14 protein-coding genes are annotated in these 16,431 nt (G+C 67.1%); 1 reads left to right on the forward strand and 13 read right to left on the reverse strand.

Features of this window, described 5'->3' with window-relative positions:
* From ftsB to DK459_RS17400, 4 genes are all read right to left on the reverse strand, one after another.
* The coding region (ftsB, locus tag DK459_RS17385) for a cell division protein FtsB (protein ID WP_233256818.1) at positions 1-262 on the reverse strand (262 nt) is incomplete at its 3' end.
* A gap of 64 nt (positions 263-326) precedes the next feature.
* On the reverse strand, positions 327-1,613 hold the full coding sequence (gene eno, locus DK459_RS17390) for a phosphopyruvate hydratase (RefSeq protein WP_006389345.1): 1,287 nt from the start codon (positions 1,611-1,613) through the stop codon (positions 327-329).
* Positions 1,614-1,617: 4 nt separating this feature from the next.
* A complete protein-coding gene (locus DK459_RS17395; RefSeq protein ID WP_006389344.1) occupies positions 1,618-1,902 on the reverse strand; it encodes a DUF1330 domain-containing protein in 285 nt (94 codons plus the stop codon).
* A 227-nt stretch (positions 1,903-2,129) separates the two neighbouring features.
* Positions 2,130-3,782 (reverse strand): CTP synthase, encoded by a 1,653-nt coding sequence (locus DK459_RS17400; protein WP_006389343.1) that lies wholly within the window; start codon positions 3,780-3,782, stop codon positions 2,130-2,132.
* A 194-nt stretch (positions 3,783-3,976) separates the two neighbouring features.
* On the opposite strand from DK459_RS17400, the gene DK459_RS17405 reads away from it, so the two are divergent.
* Positions 3,977-4,981: a hypothetical protein gene (locus DK459_RS17405; RefSeq protein ID WP_110134941.1), complete on the forward strand. Its 1,005-nt coding sequence runs from the start codon at positions 3,977-3,979 to the stop codon at positions 4,979-4,981.
* A gap of 77 nt (positions 4,982-5,058) precedes the next feature.
* On the opposite strand, the gene DK459_RS17410 is transcribed toward DK459_RS17405, so the two are convergent.
* The 9 genes from DK459_RS17410 to DK459_RS17450 form a co-directional block, all read right to left on the reverse strand.
* The gene (locus DK459_RS17410) at positions 5,059-6,849 is read right to left on the reverse strand and encodes an aminopeptidase P family protein (protein ID WP_110134942.1); all 1,791 of its coding nucleotides are present in this window, start codon (positions 6,847-6,849) and stop codon (positions 5,059-5,061) included.
* An 8-nt stretch (positions 6,850-6,857) separates the two neighbouring features.
* Positions 6,858-7,676 carry a M55 family metallopeptidase gene (locus tag DK459_RS17415; protein ID WP_053498720.1) on the reverse strand — a complete coding sequence of 273 codons (819 nt, stop codon included), beginning with the start codon at positions 7,674-7,676 and terminating at the stop codon, positions 6,858-6,860.
* A 20-nt stretch (positions 7,677-7,696) separates the two neighbouring features.
* Positions 7,697-8,791 carry a P1 family peptidase gene (locus DK459_RS17420; protein WP_006389339.1) on the reverse strand — a complete coding sequence of 365 codons (1,095 nt, stop codon included), beginning with the start codon at positions 8,789-8,791 and terminating at the stop codon, positions 7,697-7,699.
* Positions 8,792-8,960: 169 nt separating this feature from the next.
* Positions 8,961-9,863 carry a glutathione ABC transporter permease GsiD gene (gene gsiD / locus DK459_RS17425; protein WP_006389338.1) on the reverse strand — a complete coding sequence of 301 codons (903 nt, stop codon included), beginning with the start codon at positions 9,861-9,863 and terminating at the stop codon, positions 8,961-8,963.
* A 7-nt stretch (positions 9,864-9,870) separates the two neighbouring features.
* Positions 9,871-10,791, reverse strand: a complete 921-nt coding sequence (gsiC, locus tag DK459_RS17430; RefSeq protein WP_006389337.1) for a glutathione ABC transporter permease GsiC — start codon at positions 10,789-10,791, stop codon at positions 9,871-9,873.
* 92 nt (positions 10,792-10,883) lie between these two features.
* Entirely contained in the window at positions 10,884-12,437 is a 1,554-nt protein-coding gene (gene gsiB / locus DK459_RS17435; protein WP_006389336.1) for a glutathione ABC transporter substrate-binding protein GsiB, read from the reverse strand.
* 65 nt (positions 12,438-12,502) lie between these two features.
* Entirely contained in the window at positions 12,503-14,389 is a 1,887-nt protein-coding gene (locus tag DK459_RS17440; RefSeq protein ID WP_024068130.1) for a dipeptide ABC transporter ATP-binding protein, read from the reverse strand.
* Between the two features lie 46 nt (positions 14,390-14,435).
* Entirely contained in the window at positions 14,436-15,416 is a 981-nt protein-coding gene (locus DK459_RS17445) for an isoaspartyl peptidase/L-asparaginase family protein (RefSeq protein WP_024068129.1), read from the reverse strand.
* The gene (locus DK459_RS17450) at positions 15,413-16,288 is read right to left on the reverse strand and encodes a MurR/RpiR family transcriptional regulator (protein ID WP_006389333.1); all 876 of its coding nucleotides are present in this window, start codon (positions 16,286-16,288) and stop codon (positions 15,413-15,415) included. Before DK459_RS17450 ends, DK459_RS17445 begins: the two co-directional genes overlap by 4 nt.
* Positions 16,289-16,431 lie beyond the last annotated feature (143 nt).

Genomic DNA, 16,431 nt, shown 5'->3' on the forward strand with positions numbered 1-16,431 from the left:
GGATATGCACGAAGACTTCGCCTTCGCGCATCATGCCCAGTTCGCCCCGGGCCCGTTCCTCGATGGCGCCGGAACCGTTGTCCAGGTCGCGGACTTCGGCTTCCAGCGCGGCGTTGCGCGCGCGCAGGCCTTCGTTGGTCTCGCGCTGCGCCGCCACCTGGCGTTGCAGGTCCCAGACCTTGAACCAGCCGCCCTTCCCCAGCCAAAGCGGGTATTGGATCAGCCCTACCAGCACGAACAGCACCAGGAACAACAGGCGCATACGCGGGAACCCTCAGCAGTCGTGGCGCTAACAGGGCCGCGGCGCGTGCCGCGGCCCGCTTACGTTAACGCAAGTTGTAGAAGGCTTCCAGACCGGGGTACGACGCCACTTCGGCCAGTTCTTCCTCGATGCGCAGCAGCTGGTTGTACTTGGCCATGCGGTCCGAACGCGACAGCGAGCCGGTCTTGATCTGCATGGCATTGGTGGCCACGGCGATGTCGGCGATGGTCGAGTCCTCGGTTTCGCCCGAACGGTGCGAAACGACGGCGGTGTAGCCGGCGCGCTTGGCCATTTCGATGGCGGCGAAGGTCTCGGTCAGGGTGCCGATCTGGTTGATCTTGATGAGGATCGAGTTGGCCACGCCCTTCTGGATGCCTTCGCGCAGGATCTTGGTGTTGGTGACGAACAGGTCGTCGCCCACCAGCTGCACCTTCTTGCCGAGCTGGTCGGTCAGCAGCTTCCAGCCTTCCCAGTCGTTTTCGGCCATGCCGTCCTCGATCGAGATGATCGGGTACTTGTCGCACCAGGTGGCCAGCAGGTTGGTGAATTCCTGCGAGGACAGCGAGATGCCGCCTTCGCCGGCCAGGGTGTACTTGCCGTCGCGGTAGAACTCGGAGCTGGCGCAGTCCAGGCCCAGGGCGATCTGCGTGCCCGGCTCGTAGCCGGCTTCGGTGATGGCCTTCAGGATCAGCTGGATCGCGGCTTCATGGCTGGCCACGTTGGGGGCGAAACCGCCCTCGTCGCCCACCGCGGTGGACATGCCCTGGCCGTGGATCAGCTTCTTGAGCATGTGGAAGACTTCGGCGCCCCAGCGCAGGGCCTCGCGGAAGCTGCCCGCGCCCACCGGCAGGATCATCAGTTCCTGCAGGTCGAGGGTGTTGTTGGCGTGCGCGCCGCCGTTGATGACGTTCATCATCGGCACGGGCATGCTCATGGGGCCGCTGCCGCCGAAATAGCGGTACAGCGACAGGCCGGACTCGTCGGCGGCGGCGCGGGCCACGGCCATCGAGGCGGCCAGGATGGCGTTGGCGCCCAGGCGTTCCTTGGACTCGGTGCCGTCCAGCTCGATCAGGGTGCGATCGACGAAGGTCTGCTCCTGGGCGTCCAGGCCCATCAGCGCTTCCGAGATTTCGGTATTGAGGTTCTCGACGGCGCGCAGCACGCCCTTGCCGAGATAGCGGCCCTTGTCGCCGTCGCGCAGCTCGATGGCTTCGCGGGCGCCGGTGGACGCGCCCGACGGCACGGCCGCGCGGCCCATGGCGCCGGACTCCAGCAACACGTCACATTCGACGGTCGGGTTGCCGCGCGAATCCAGGATCTCGCGGCCGATGATATCGACAATTGCACTCATGACTTTACATTCCCTGAACGATAAACATATTCATCACGGCCGCGCCTTCGCGGGCATTGCGGGCGCGTCGGTACTGCCAGGAGTCGTAGAAGGCCTGGGCCGCGGCCATGGACGGAAACTCCATGACGACGGTGCGGCCGGGCTCACGCCCCTCGAGGTGCCGGGATTCGCCGCCGCGCACCAGGATCTTGGCATCGTACGCGCGCATGGCGAGCGTGGACAGACGCTTGTAATCCTCGTACTGCGCGGGCTTGGTCACTGTGACGTCGGCGATGAGATAGGCACTCATGGGGTTCCTTCAGGGCAGTTGCGTTGATGGGGTCGCGGCGCCGGACCGCATGACACAGGCAGTGTCGCGCAACACGGTCGCGCCGTGCCTGTCCGATGCTAAGTGGTTGTATCCGAAAGCAGCGCAGCGGCGCGGGGCCGCGGCGCATTGTCCGCCAGGAGCGACGGCGGGAACAAGGCCGGCGGCCCGGGCGGCGCAGATGCGCGGCTCGGTGCCGCCGGCCTGCATTACGCCCCCTGGCCGCGGCGAGCCTTCTGCTCGATGGCGGCGCGGATGTAGCTGGAGAACAGCGGGTGGCCGTCGCGCGGGGTCGACGTGAACTCCGGGTGGAACTGGACGCCGACGAACCAGGGATGGTCGGGCAGTTCCATGATTTCCGGCAGGTTCTCGGTCGGGGTGCGCGCGCTGATCACCATGCCGGCCTCTTCCAGGCGCGGCACGTAGACGTTGTTGACTTCGTAACGATGGCGATGGCGTTCGTTGACCTCGTCGCCGTAGATCGACTGGGCGCGGGTGCCCGGCTTGATCGGCACGCGTTGCGCGCCCTTGCGCATGGTGCCGCCCAGGTCGGACGAGTTGTCGCGCTTCTCGACCTTGCCTTCGCGGTCCATCCATTCGGTGATCAGGGCCACCACGGGATGCGGCGCCGACGGATCGAACTCGGTGCTGTTGGCGCCGCCCAGGCCGGCCACGTGGCGGGCGAACTCGATCACGGCCAGCTGCATGCCCAGGCAGATGCCCAGGTACGGCACGCCGTTTTCACGGGCGTAGCGGATCGCGGCGATCTTGCCTTCGGTGCCGCGCTTGCCGAAGCCGCCCGGCACCAGGATGGCGTCCAGGTGCTTGAGCTGGTCGGTGCCGCGGGTTTCGATGTCTTCGGAATCGATGTACTCGATGTTGATCTTCGAGCGCGTGTGGATGCCGGCGTGCACCAGGGCTTCGGTCAGCGACTTGTACGACTCGGTCAGGTCGACGTACTTGCCGACCATGCCGATGGTGAGCTGATGCTCGGGGTGTTCGAGCGCATCGACCAGGTTGTCCCACATGGACAGGTCGGCCGGCGGCGGGGTCAGGCCCAGCGCTTCGCAGACGATGTTGTCCACGCCCTGCTTGTGCAGCATGGCCGGGATCTTGTAGATCGAGTCGGCGTCCCACACCGAGATCACGGCATCCAGGGGGACGTTGGAGAACATCGAGATCTTGGCGCGTTCGTCGTCCGGGATGGGACGGTCGGCGCGGCACAGCAGCGCGTTCGGGTAGATGCCGATTTCGCGCAGCTTCTGCACCGAGTGCTGGGTCGGCTTGGTCTTGAGTTCGCCAGCGGATGCGATGAACGGCACCAGCGTCAGGTGCACGAAGGCGGCGTTGTTGCGGCCCATGCGCAGGCTCATCTGGCGCGCGGCTTCCAGGAAGGGCAGCGATTCGATGTCGCCCACGGTGCCGCCGATCTCGACGATGGCGACGTCGGTGTTGCCATTCCAGGCGGCGTCGGCGCCACGGGCGATGAAGTCCTGGATCTCGTTGGTGATGTGCGGGATGACCTGGACGGTCTTGCCCAGGTAGTCGCCACGGCGCTCCTTGCGCAGCACCGATTCGTAGATCTGCCCGGTGGTGAAGTTGTTCACCTTGTGCATGCGGGCGGACACGAAACGCTCGTAGTGGCCCAGGTCCAGGTCGGTTTCGGCGCCGTCTTCCGTGACGAACACCTCACCATGCTGGAACGGGCTCATGGTGCCCGGATCGACGTTGATGTAGGGATCGAGCTTGAGCATGGTGACCTGCAGACCACGCGACTCGAGGATGGCGGCAAGCGACGCAGCGGCGATGCCCTTGCCCAGGGAAGACACCACTCCGCCGGTGACAAATACGTATTTGGTCATCGTAATAAGCGCCCGGGACGAGCGGGCGCGTGCGGGAAATTTGGATTATAGCCGGGAGGCGGAACTTGTCTGGGTTTTCCCCTAGCGGGCCAGGCGTAACATTTGGCTGCACTCGCGCCGAAGACCGAAATGCCGTGGCGGCGACCTTCATGCTATGGTCGTCCCCGATTTTCTCGTCCCTAGGCCCCCTGCCGATGAACCTTCCGACCGCACACCCGAACGCGCTGGCCAGGCGCCTGACCACGGCCGCCGTCGGCCTACAGCTGCTGGGCGCCATCCTGGTCCAGCTCTACCTGATAAGCGCCGGACCGCTGGCCGCGCTGACGCGCGAGGCGTTTGCCCGGCCCGACATGGTGGCGAGCACGGTCGTGAACATCGTCGCCGGCTGCATCCTGGTCGGCCTGACCACCTGGGGCGCCACGCAGCGCTGGCTGCGCCGGCACAACGCGGGCGGCGTCGACCGCCCGGGCCGGATGGTGGCCGTGCTGCTGGTGGTCTCGCTGGTGCTGTTCGTGCTGATCTCGACCGGCCTGGCGTTGCTGAATCACGGCTTCTACGCGCTCATCGTCAGGCACAAGGAATGGGTGGACCAGGCCTTCGGCTATTACGGCACCCGCCGCATGCTGCTGATGGCCCTGCCGCCCAAGCTGTGCGCCATCCTGCTCACCATCCTGGGCAGCTGGCTGGCGGTGCGCATCGCGGCCTGGAGCGTCACGCCCGTCGCCGCCACGCAGGTGCCGTTCCTGCAGCGGCGCCACGCCGCGTGGATCGCCGCGCTGACGCTGCTGCTGTGGCAGTTGCACATCGCGCTGGTGATCGGCCTGTACTTCATGGGCGATGCGGGATCGGCCGGCATGCTGGAACACGCGATCGGCTACTGGATAGTGCCCGCGTTGCTGCTGGCGCTGGCCGCATGGGTCTGCCTGCGCAGCCTGCCGCAAGCACTGGGCGCGGCCGGCATGGGCCGCGCCATCGCCCACGGCACCTTCGCCTTCTGGCTGACCCAGGCGCTGGGAATCGGCCTGGCGCTTTTGATCATCTGGACCATGACCTGGAGCCAGCTGATGCGCGCGGCCGCGTCGTACACGACCTCGGTGGTGTCGGTGCTGATCTACAGCGTGCTGCTGGCGCTGAGCTGCTATCTCGGCGCCCGGCTGTTCTACCGCCGCCGGACGCCGCCGGAGAGCGCCTCGGCCTGAGCGTGAGCGCCGCGCGATGGCGCGCATGCCATGGAAAAAGGCCCCGAGGGGCCTTTTTCCATGGTCGGAAACGACGATCAGATGGCCGCGGTGCGCCGCTCCAGCCAAGCCAGGGCCTCGCCTTCCACCAGCGGCGACAGGCGCTCGAACACGGTCTTGTGATAGTCGTTCAGCCACGCGATTTCATCCGCGCGCAGCAGCGACGGTTCGATGCAGCGCGTGTCGATCGGGCACAGCGTCAGCGTCTCGAAACACAGGAACTCGCCCAGTTCGGACGTCAGCCAGGCGCGGTTGGCCACCAGGTTCTCGATGCGCACGCCCCAGCGGCCCGGGCGGTAGATGCCCGGTTCGTTGGAGGTGATCATGCCCGGTTCCATCGCCGTGTGCGGGCCGGGGGCCGCGCGGTAGGAGATGACCTGCGGACCTTCGTGCACGTTCAGGAAATAGCCCACGCCGTGGCCGGTGCCGTGGCCATATTCGGCGCCACCTTCCCAGATCGGGGCGCGCGCGATGGCGTCCAGCATCGGCGACGGCGTGCCGCGCGGGAACGAGGCGCGCGACAGCGCGATCATGCCCTTGAGCACCAGCGTGAAGTCGACCTTCTGGTCGGCACTGGGCGCGCCCACCGCGACCACGCGGGTGATGTCGGTGGTGCCGCCCAGGTACTGGCCGCCCGAGTCGATCAGCAACAGGCCGTCGCCCTCGATGGTGGCGTGCGACTCGGCCGTGGCGCGGTAGTGCGGCATGGCGCCGTTGGCGTTGAAGCCGGCGATGGTGGCGAAGCTGGGGCAGACGTAATCCGGGCGGCGCGCGCGGGCGGCGGTGATCTGCTCGTCGATGGTCAGCTCGGTGATGCGCTGGTTGCCCAGCGCGCCTTCGAACCAGGCGAAGAACTCGCACAGGGCGGCGCCGTCCTGCGCCATGGCGTGGCGCACGTTGGCCAGCTCGGCGTCGGTCTTGCGCGACTTGAGCAGCGTGGACGGGTTGATGGCCTCGACACGCGGCACGGCGGGGTCCATCGCGTGGAACACGCCGCAGGTGACGCGGGCCGGGTCGATCAGCAGCTTCTGGTCCAGTTCCAGCGAGGCCAGCGCGTCGGCGGCCTGGGCGTAATCGGCCACTTCGACGCCATCGGCGGCCAGCGTGGCGCGCAGCGCGGCGTCGATCTTGCCGTCGGCCACGAACAGCGTGGCGTGGTCCAGGCCGATCAGGGCGTGGCCGACGAACACCGGGTTGTAGTCGACGTCGGCGCCGCGCAGGTTCAGGAGCCAGGCGATGTCATCGAGCGTGCTGATGAAATGCACGTCGGCGCCGTGGGCGCGCATGGCGGCGCGCACCTGGGCCAGCTTGTCGGCGCGCGCGACACAGGCCTGCGGCGCCACGTGTTCGTAGATCGCGGCCGACGGCAGGCCGGCGCGGTCCGTCCAGATGCCGTCCAGCAGGTCGGCGCGGATTTCCAGCGTCGCGCCCGATGCGGCGGCGGCCGCCGACAGCGCGCGGAACGCGGCCAGGCCCAGCACCTGCCCATCGACGCCGATGACGTCGCCGGCGCGGGTGTTGGCGGCCAGCCAGTCCACATGGGCCGGGGTGGTGGCGACGGCGATCTTCATCAGCTGCACGCCGGTGCCGGCCAGTTGCGCCTCGGCCTGCACCCAATAGCGGCTGTCGACCCACAACCCGGCGAAATCGGCCGTCACGACCAGCGTGCCCACCGAGCCCGTGAAGCCCGACAGCCAGCGCCGGCCCTGCCAGCGCGCCGGCAGGTACTCGGACAGGTGCGGATCCGAGGACGGCACGATATAGGCGGACAGGCCGCGGCGGCGCATGGCCTGCCGCAGTTGGGCGATACGGGTGTCGGTGCTGGACATGGGTTTCCTTAGCGCAACATGAAGGACATGGCGGCCAGGCTGTTCAGGGTGCGGATGGCGGCCTGCATGCTGTCCGTGGTGAACCGCAGCGTCACGCCGTCCACGCGCTCCAGCGTGGGCCACATGCAGAACAGGTCGGCCAGGGCCGACGACTGCGCCTGCAACCGGCATTCTATAGGGGCGGGGATGCGGAACGGAACCGCCTTCTTCACATTACGCACGGCGGTCTCCGCAGCGGCGGCGATCGCGCGGCGCGAGGCCGCCGGCGACAGCGTCACGCCGCTGCCCTGGCCATGCGCCACCTTGGTCTGCACCCACTGGGCGCCGGGGAACAGGTCGGTGGTCTCGGCGATGAACACGTCGTCGCCGGTGGCCAGGATGACGGGCACGCCCATTTCACCGGCCAGCGCGCCGTACAGGCCGGCCTCGCCCAGTTCCATGCCGTTGATGAAGACGCGCGCGAAGGCGAAGCTGTTGATGGTGTGCGCCAGGATGCCGCGGCCCTGCGAGCGCGAGTGGTAGCCGATCATGAAGACGGCGTCGCAGCCCTCTTCCAGGCCGCCCATCATGCCCAGGTAGCGCGGCTTGCCCAGCACCAGGCGGGCGCGTTCGTCGATGCCGTCCGGCAGCAGGTTGCGGAAACCGCCGTGCGAATCGTTGACCAGGATCTCTTCGGCGCCGCCGGCGATGGCGCCCTGCACGGCGGCGTTGGCCTCGGCCGTCATCCAGGCGCGGGCGCGCTCGTATTCGCCGTTGCCGGCGCGCACTTGTTCGGCGTGGAAGACGCCGGCGACGCCTTCGATATCGGTGGAAATCAGGATCTTCATGGAGTGTGCCTTCGTAGGATTCAGAATTCGGTGTCGGCCAGCCATTGGCGCCAGTCGGGCGCGGCCTCGCGGATGGCGGCGCGGTGATGGCCGTCGCGGCCGCGCACGCCCTCGGCCTGCCACAGCGCGGCGATAATGGCCTGCTCGCAGGCCTCGGCCGCCGCCTCGAACAGCGGATCGATGCGGGTCTCGTGCAGCATGGCGATGGCCGGCATCGGCCGCTCGGCCTGTTGCGGCACGGTGTATGCGGTGGAGAACGCCAGCGCGATGTCGCCGCTGCCATGGCCGAACACCGAGCCGGTGCGGGCCAGGCCGGCGCCGGCGCGCAGCGACAGGCGGCGCAGCTGGCGCGCGTCGAGCGGCGCGTCGGTGGCCACCAGCAGGATGATAGACCCCTTCTCCGGCACGATGGCGGCGTTCTCGCCGGCCTGCGCCAGGCCGCGGTCCAACTGGTCCGCCAGCCGCCGGCCAAAGGGCCGGCCCGCCACCGTCAGGTTGGGCAGGCGGCCAAAATTGGCCAGCACCAGCGCGCCCACGGTATGGCGCAGGCCCGGCTGAATCGAGGCCACGCGCGAGGCTGAGCCGATGCCGCCCTTGAAGGAAAAGCACGACATGCCGCGGCCGGCGCCGACCGCGCCCTGCGCCATGCGCTTGTCCGCGGCGGCCAGCGCCTGGGCGTAGTGCGACTCCTGCACCGCCATGGCCTGGATGTCATTCAGGTAGCCGTCGTTGCATTCGAAGACCAGCGGATTGACCGTCGACATGCCGCGGCCGATCTCGGGCGTGGCCGCCACCGCCGCGCGGATCTGGGCGTTGGCCACGGTGCCCACGCCGAAGGTGTTGGTCAGCGCGATCGGCGTTTCCAGCACGCCCAGTTCCTGCACCTGGACCAGGCCGGTGCTCTTGCCGAAGCCGTTCAGCACCGTGGCGGCCGCCGGCACCTTGTCCAGGAACGGGTTGCCGCCGTGCGGACGCAGCACGGTCACGCCGGTCTGCAGCGCGCCATCGTCCAGCGTGCAGTGGCCGACGCTGATGTCGCCCACGTCGCAGATCGAATCGAGCGGGCCGGCGTCCAGCTTGCCGATGCGGGGTTGGTCGAACGCTTGTTTTTCCATGCTTGTCGCTGCGTGTCGCCACGCTCCAGAATGCAAAATGCCGCCGTCCCGCGCGACCGTGGCGCGCGCCGCGAGGCGGGCGCCCGGACGCGGGCGGCGGCAAGGGGATCGATGGGGCGCGCCGCGCCCCGAAGGGCGGCCGGCGCGGCGGCCATCATCCGCTTGGCGGTTACTTGCGGTCGATCTTGGGATCGAGCGCGTCGCGCAGGCCGTCGCCCAGCAGGTTGAACGCCAGCACGGTCAGGAAGATCGCCAGCGCCGGGAAGATCGCCACATGCGGGGCGATCACCATGTCGGCACGCGCCTCGTTCAGCATCGCGCCCCACTCCGGCGTGGGGGGCGAAGCGCCCATGCCCAGGAACGACAGGCTGGCCGCGGTGATGATCGAGGTGCCGATACGCATCGTGCCGTACACCACGATCGGCGAGATCGTGCCGGGCAGGATGTGGCGCATGATGATGGTCCAGTCGGACGCGCCCACGCTCTTGACCGCTTCGACGTAGGTCATCTGCTTGATCGACAGCGTGTTGCCGCGCACCAGGCGGGCGAACGCCGGCACGCTGAACACGGCCACGGCCACGATCACGTTGACCATGCTCGAACCCAGGATCGCGACCACGCCGATGGCCAGCAGCATGCCGGGGAACGCCAGCAGCACGTCGGAGATACGCATCGTGATGCGTTCCCACCAGCCTTCGTAGTAGCCGGCCATCAGGCCCATGAAGGTGCCGACGATGGCGCCCATGGCGACCGACAGGAAGCCGGCGGCCAGCGAGATGCGCGCGCCCATGATGATGCGGCTGAAGATGTCGCGGCCGAGCGAGTCCACGCCCAGCCAGTGCGTCCAGGACGGACCGGCGTTGAGCGCGTCGTAGTCGAAGAAGTTCTCCGGGTCGAACGGCACGATCCAGGGGGCGAGGATCGCCACCACGACCAGCAGCAGGACAAAGACGCCGGCGCCCACGGCCAGCTTCTGCTTCTTGAATTTGCGCCAGAACTCGGTGGCGGGCGTGCGCACGTCGTTCTTGGGCACGGCGGTGGCAACGGTTGCGGCGGGTGTCGTATTGCTCATGGCCGCCTCACTTGTAACGGATGCTGGGATTGATGACGCCGTAGAGCACGTCGACAATCAGGTTGATCAGGATGAATTCCAGCGAGAACAGCAGCACCAGGCCCTGGATCACCGGATAGTCGCGCTGGGTCACGGCGTCGACCAGCAGGCGGCCGAGGCCGGGCCAGTTGAACACCGTCTCGACCACGATCGAGCCGCCCAGCAGGAAGCCGAACTGCAGGCCCATCATGGTGACGACAGGAATCAGCGCGTTGCGCAGCGCGTGCTTGATGACCACGCGGCGCTCGCTCAGGCCCTTGGCCCGGGCGGTGCGCACGAAGTCTTCCTGCACCACTTCGACGAAGGACGCGCGGGTGAAGCGCGCCATCACCGCGGCCACGGCCGCGCCCAGCGTGATGGACGGCAGGATGTAGTGTTTCCAGCTGGAGGCGCCCACGGTCGGCAGCCAGCCCAGGTTCACGGAGAAGATCTGCATCAGCATCATGCCCAGCGCGAACGCGGGGAACGAGATGCCGGACACCGCCAGCGTCATGCCGAGGCGGTCGGGCCAGCGGTTGCGCCACACGGCCGACACGATGCCGATGATCATGCCGAAGGTGACGGACCAGACCATGCTCGCGATGGTCAGCCACAGCGTGGGCATGAAGCGATCGGCGATTTCGGTCGAGACGGGACGCTTGGTACGCAGCGAGGTACCCAGGTCGCCTTGCAGCATGTGGCTGAAGTAGCGCACGAATTGCTGCGGCAGGGGCAGATCCAGCCCCAGTTCCTTGCGCACCAGTTCGACGGTCTGCTGGTCGGCCTCCTGGCCCGCGGCCAGTCGCGCCGGGTCGCCCGGAAGCATGTGCACAAACAGGAACACGACCACGGCCACCAGCAGCAGCGTGGGGATCATGCCCAAAAGACGTTTGACGATGTAGGTCAGCATTGAAATTCCTGCAACATCGGCGGGGACACCGCGTCCCCGCCGTATGTGGCCTTGCAAGGGGCCGAACGGCCCCGTGAGTTACCGCCGCGCGATTACTGCTTCAGGTCGATGTCGCCGAACCAGAACGAGGTGTCCGGTTCCACGTACACGCCCGACAGGTTCTTCGACTTGACGTACAGGTTGTTCTGGGTCACCAGGAAGGCCCACGGGGCGTCCTTCCAGATGGTTTCCTGAACGTTCTTGTAGATCTCGGTCTTCTTGGCGCGGTCGGTCGTGGCCAGGGCTTGCTGGATGCCGTCGTCAACCGACTTGTTCGAGTAGTACGACACGTTGTTGAGCACCGGCGGGAAAGCCGCGGTGGTCAGCAGCGGACGCAGGCCCCAGTCGGCTTCGCCGGTCGAGGACGACCAGCCGGCGTAGTACATGCGGACCTTGGCGTCTTCAGGCTTTTGCACCTGTTGCACGCGCTGCACGCGCTGGCCCGATTCCAGCACTTCCACCGACACCTTGATGCCGACTTGCGCCAGTTGCTGCTGCAGGAACTGCACCACCTTCACCGAGGTGCCGTCGTTGTAGGCGGACCAGAGCTGGCTTTCGAAGCCGTTGGGGTAGCCGGCTTCGGCCAGCAGGGCCTTGGCCTTCTTGATGTCGTACGGCCACGGGCCGGTCTTGTGGGCGAAGTCCACGCCTTGCGGCACGACGCCATCGACGATGGTGGCGTAGCCCGAGAAAGCGACCTTGGCCAGGGCTTCCTTGTTGATGGCGTAGTTGATGGCTTCACGCACCTTGACGTTGTCGAACGGCTTTTGCTGCGTGTTCATCGACAGGTAGCGGGCCATGATCGAGTTCTTGTGGTCGACCACATCCAGCTTGTCGTTCTTGGACAGCACGGCGGCCTGCTCGAACGGCACCGGGAAAGCGAATTGCGCTTCGCCCGTCTGCACCACGGCGGCGCGGGTGTTGTTGTCGGTCACGGTGCGGAAGGTCAGGGTGTCGACCTTCGGGTAGCCCTTCTTCCAGTAACCGTCGAACTTCTTGACCTTCAGGTATTCGGCCGGTTTCCATTCGACGAATTCGAACGGGCCGGTGCCGACCGGGTGGAAGCCGATTTCCTTGCCGTACTTGGCCAGGGCGGCCGGCGAGATCATCATGGCGGCCGGGTGGGCCAGCGCGTTGATGAAGGCCGAGAACGGCTTCTTCAGCGTGATCTTGACGGTCAGCGGGTCGACCACTTCGGTCTTCTCGATGACGCTGAACTGGATGTAGCGCGACAGGCGGTTGTCGGGGTTGGCCGGACGGTCGAAGTTGATCTTGACGGCTTCGGCGTTGAACGGCGTGCCGTCATGGAACTTGACGCCATCGCGCAGCTTGAAGGTGTACACCAGGCCGTCTTCGCTGACGGTGTAGTCGGTGGCCAGCACCTTCTGGACCTTCAGGTCCTTGTCGAACTCGAACAGGCCTTCGTAGTAGGCCTTGCCGGCCGCCTGGTTCAGCGTGCTGTTGGTGTTGTACGGATCGAGCGTTTCCAGCGCGATGGAGACGGCAAACGTCACGTCCTTGGCAGCATGCGCCAGCGGCGAGGTGAGCACGCCGAAGGCCACCGCGGCGGCGGCCATCAGCTTGGTGGGGCGCAGAACTTTCATCATTGCAACTCCTGGTTCCGTGAGGAATTAGGGGGTTTGGTGGAAGAAAAACAAGTACGACAACTGACTCAATACGCTCCGCCGACCGCATGGCGGGCGACGAAGTGATCGGTTCCTACCTGTACCAGCGGTTGCACCACCGGCTCGTCGCCGAGCTTGCGGATCGGGCTGGGGATTTCATCGGACAGCAAGGTGCGCTTCATGTGGCGGCGCGCCGGATCGGCGATCGGCACGGCCGCCATCAGCTTCTTGGTGTACGGGTGCTGCGGGTTCTCGAAAATGGCCCGGCGCGGGCCGATCTCGACGATCTGCCCCAGGTACATCACGGCCACGCGATGGCTGACGCGCTCGACCACGGCCATGTCGTGAGAAATGAACAGGAACGAAATGCCCATGTCGCGCTGCAGGTCGATCAGCAGGTTGACGATCTGCGCCTGGATCGACACGTCCAGCGCCGACACCGATTCGTCCGCGATCACGACCTTGGGGTTCAGGGCCAGGGCGCGCGCGATACAGATGCGCTGGCGCTGGCCGCCGGAGAATTCATGCGGATAGCGCTGCGCCATCTCGGGCGGCAGGCCGACGCGCTCGAGCAGTTCGGCCACGCGCCGCTCAGCCTCCTTGCCCTTGGCCACGCCGTGCACCAGCAGCGGTTCCATGATCGAGAAACCGACCGTGACGCGCGGGTCGAGCGAGGCGAACGGATCCTGGAACACGAACTGGATGTCGCGGCGCAGGGATTGCAGTTCGGATGTCTTCAGGCGCACGATGTCGCGCCCGCCGAAGCGGATCTCGCCGCCCTGGCTTTCGACCAGGCGCAGCAGCGAGCGGCCGGTGGTGGACTTGCCGCAACCGGACTCGCCCACCAGCGACAGCGTCTCGCCCGGGTACAGGTCGAAGCTGACCTTCTCGACGGCATGCACGCGGCGCTGCACGCGGCTCATGATGCCGCCGCGCAGATCGAAGCGCGTCACCAGATTGCGCACGCTCAGGATGGGCTCGCGACGCTCGGCCGGCACTTCCTGGGTGCTGGCGGCGCCGGGCTCGGCCACCGGCTGGGCACGGCCGTCCACCTGCAACAGCGGGAAACGCGCCGGCAGGTCGGTGCCCTGCATCGCGCCCAGCTTCGGCACGGCCGACAGCAACGCCTTGGTATAGGCGTGCTGGGGCGTGGCGAACACCGACGCCGACGGGCCTTCCTCGACCTTGTCGCCGCGGTACATGACCAGCACGCGATCGGCCACTTCGGCCACCACGCCCATGTCGTGGGTGATGAACACCACGCCCATGTGCATTTCTTCCTGCAGCTGACGGATCAGTTGCAGGATCTGCGCCTGGATGGTGACGTCCAGCGCGGTGGTGGGCTCGTCGGCGATCAGCAGCGCCGGCTTGCAGGCCAGCGCCATGGCGATCATGACGCGCTGGCGCATGCCGCCCGACAACTGGTGCGGGTAGCGGTCCAGCACCGACTTGGCTTCCGGAATGCGCACCTGTTCCAGCATGCGCAGGGCTTCGGCGCGCGAGGCCGCGGCGTCCATGCCCTGGTGCTCGCGGATCGATTCGGCGATCTGGTCGCCGGCCGTGAACACCGGGTTCAGGGAGGTCATCGGCTCCTGGAAGATCATCGCCATGTCGGCGCCGCGCACGTTGCGCATGGTGCGCTGGTTGGCGCCAACCAGGTCGATCACGGAACCGTTGCGCCGGCGCAGGGCCATGCTGCCCTGGGCGATGCGGCCGCCGCCATGTTCCACCAGGCGCATCAGCGCCAGCGACGTCACCGACTTGCCCGAACCCGATTCGCCCACGATGGCCAGGGTCTCGCCCCGGTCCACATGGAACGACAGGTTGCGCACGGCTTCGACCGTGCGCTCCGAACCCACGAAGCGCACCGTCAGGTCGTCGACCTGGACCACGCGGTTATCCGGCAGCGCCAGGCTGTTTGCGCGATCAACCATATCTCTAGTAATCCCCAAAACTGACAAAAACGAAGCCCGCCGCCGCTCAGCGGTAGATGGCGGTGACCGGCTTCTCGCCGACGCGGGCGTAACCGCGGTACATGCCTTCCGTGTTGAACGGCAAGGCCACATTGCCCTTGGCGTCGACGGCCACCAGGCCGCCCTTGCCGCCGATGGTGGGCAGTTTTTCCATGACGACACGGTTCGCCGCCGTTTCCAGCGACGCGCCGCAATATTCCATCTGGGCCGCCACGTCATAGGCGGCGACCATGCGGATGAACATCTCGCCGGTGCCCGTGGTGGACACGGCGCAGGTCTGGTTGCTGGCGTAGGTGCCGGCGCCGATCAGCGGCGCGTCGCCGACGCGGCCGACCTGCTTGTTGGTGATGCCGCCGGTGGAGGTGGCCGCGGCCAGGTTGCCCTGCGCGTCCACCGCCACGGCGCCCACGGTGCCGAACTTCTTGTCGGAATCCAGCGGATCCGCCGGCGCCGGCTGGCCGCGCGCGACCATGGCCTGGCCGTCGTGGTCCAGCACCGCCGCTTCCGGCGTTTCGCGCTGCACGCGCAGCAACTGCTCGCGGCGCGCCTCGGTGGAGAAGTACGACGGGTCGACGATTTCCAGGCCGGCGTCCTTGGCGAAGGTTTCGGCGCCCTCGCCCACGAACAGCACGTGCTTGCTGGTTTCCATGACCTTGCGCGCGGCGAACACCGGGTTGCGCACGCAGTTGACGTTGGCGATGGCGCCCGAACGCAGCGTGGCGCCGTCCATGATGGCGGCGTCCAGCTCATGGGTGCCGGCGCTGGTGAACACGGCGCCATGGCCGGCGTTGAACAGCGGGCAATCTTCCAGGAGGCGCACGGCTTCGGTGACCGCATCCAACGCGCTGCCGCCACGGGCCAGCACGGCCTGGCCGGCGGTCAGGATGGATTCGAGCGCGCTCAGGTATTCCTGCTCTTTCTCGGGCGACATGGCCGCGCGGGACATCGCGCCGGCGCCACCGTGAATCGCGATCACGGGTTGAATCATCGTTTACCTACTCCATGGATGAGCCACGGCATCACGGACTGGGTCACCCCAGCGGCGGCCGCGACGGAATTCTTGGCCCGATAGGCCACCGCCGCCGACAGGGCCTCGATCAGGCCCAGCGCGGCGGTTTCGGAATTGGGGATCAGCTGGCGCGTGGACACGGCGTACAGCACCACCGACGCGGTCGGCGCCAGCGGCGAGGTGGGCTTGTCGGTCAGCACCAGCACCGGCACGCCGGCCTGCTTGGCGGCGCCCGCCAGGGTCACGGTGTCGGCCAGGTAGCGCGGAAAGCCGATCGCGATGACCAGATCCTTGCTGGTCATGCGCGACATCTGGCGCGCCGCATGCGATACGCCGCCCGGACCGGCCAGCGACTCGACCGAATGCAGGTGCATGCACAGGCCGCGCTGCAGCATGCCGGCCAGGAAACCACTGGCGCCGAAGCCGATGATGAAGACGCGGTCGGCGGCCAGGATGGCCTGGACCGCCTGTTCACAGGCGGCGGCGTCCAGGCTCTGCAGGTTGCGCTGGGCGTTGCGGATGTCTTCTTCGAGCGTGGCGGCGAAGATCTGCACCGCGCTGGCCGAATGCGCCAGCTCGGTGCGCAGCTTCTCGACCGGCTCCAGCGCGGCTTCGAAGCCACGCGCCAGTTCGGCGCGGAATTGCGGATAGCCTGGCAGGTCCAGGGCGCGCGCGAACCGGTTGGCGGTCGCCACCGACACCCCCGCCGCCGCCGCGAATTCGTCGATGGTCATCGTGGCCACGCGGAACTGGTGCGCCAGGACGTACTCGGCCATCTTGTGCTGCTTGCGGCTCAGCGCGGGCTGGGCCCGGGCGATCCGATCAGCAATCGTGAGTGCGGCCTTGTTCATCGAAAGTGGGAGGGGGAGCGTAGCGGGGGTTTATGTAAATCTGTTTACACACAAATTTTAGATAAGAAAATTCATTTTCATACTAAGGGTATACCCGTGAATTTATGTAACAGTGCATCAAAAGAAACGGGGTCGGTTTGAGG

This window comes from Achromobacter sp. RW408 (assembly GCF_003184165.1).
Lineage (GTDB): Bacteria > Pseudomonadota > Gammaproteobacteria > Burkholderiales > Burkholderiaceae_B > Achromobacter > Achromobacter xylosoxidans.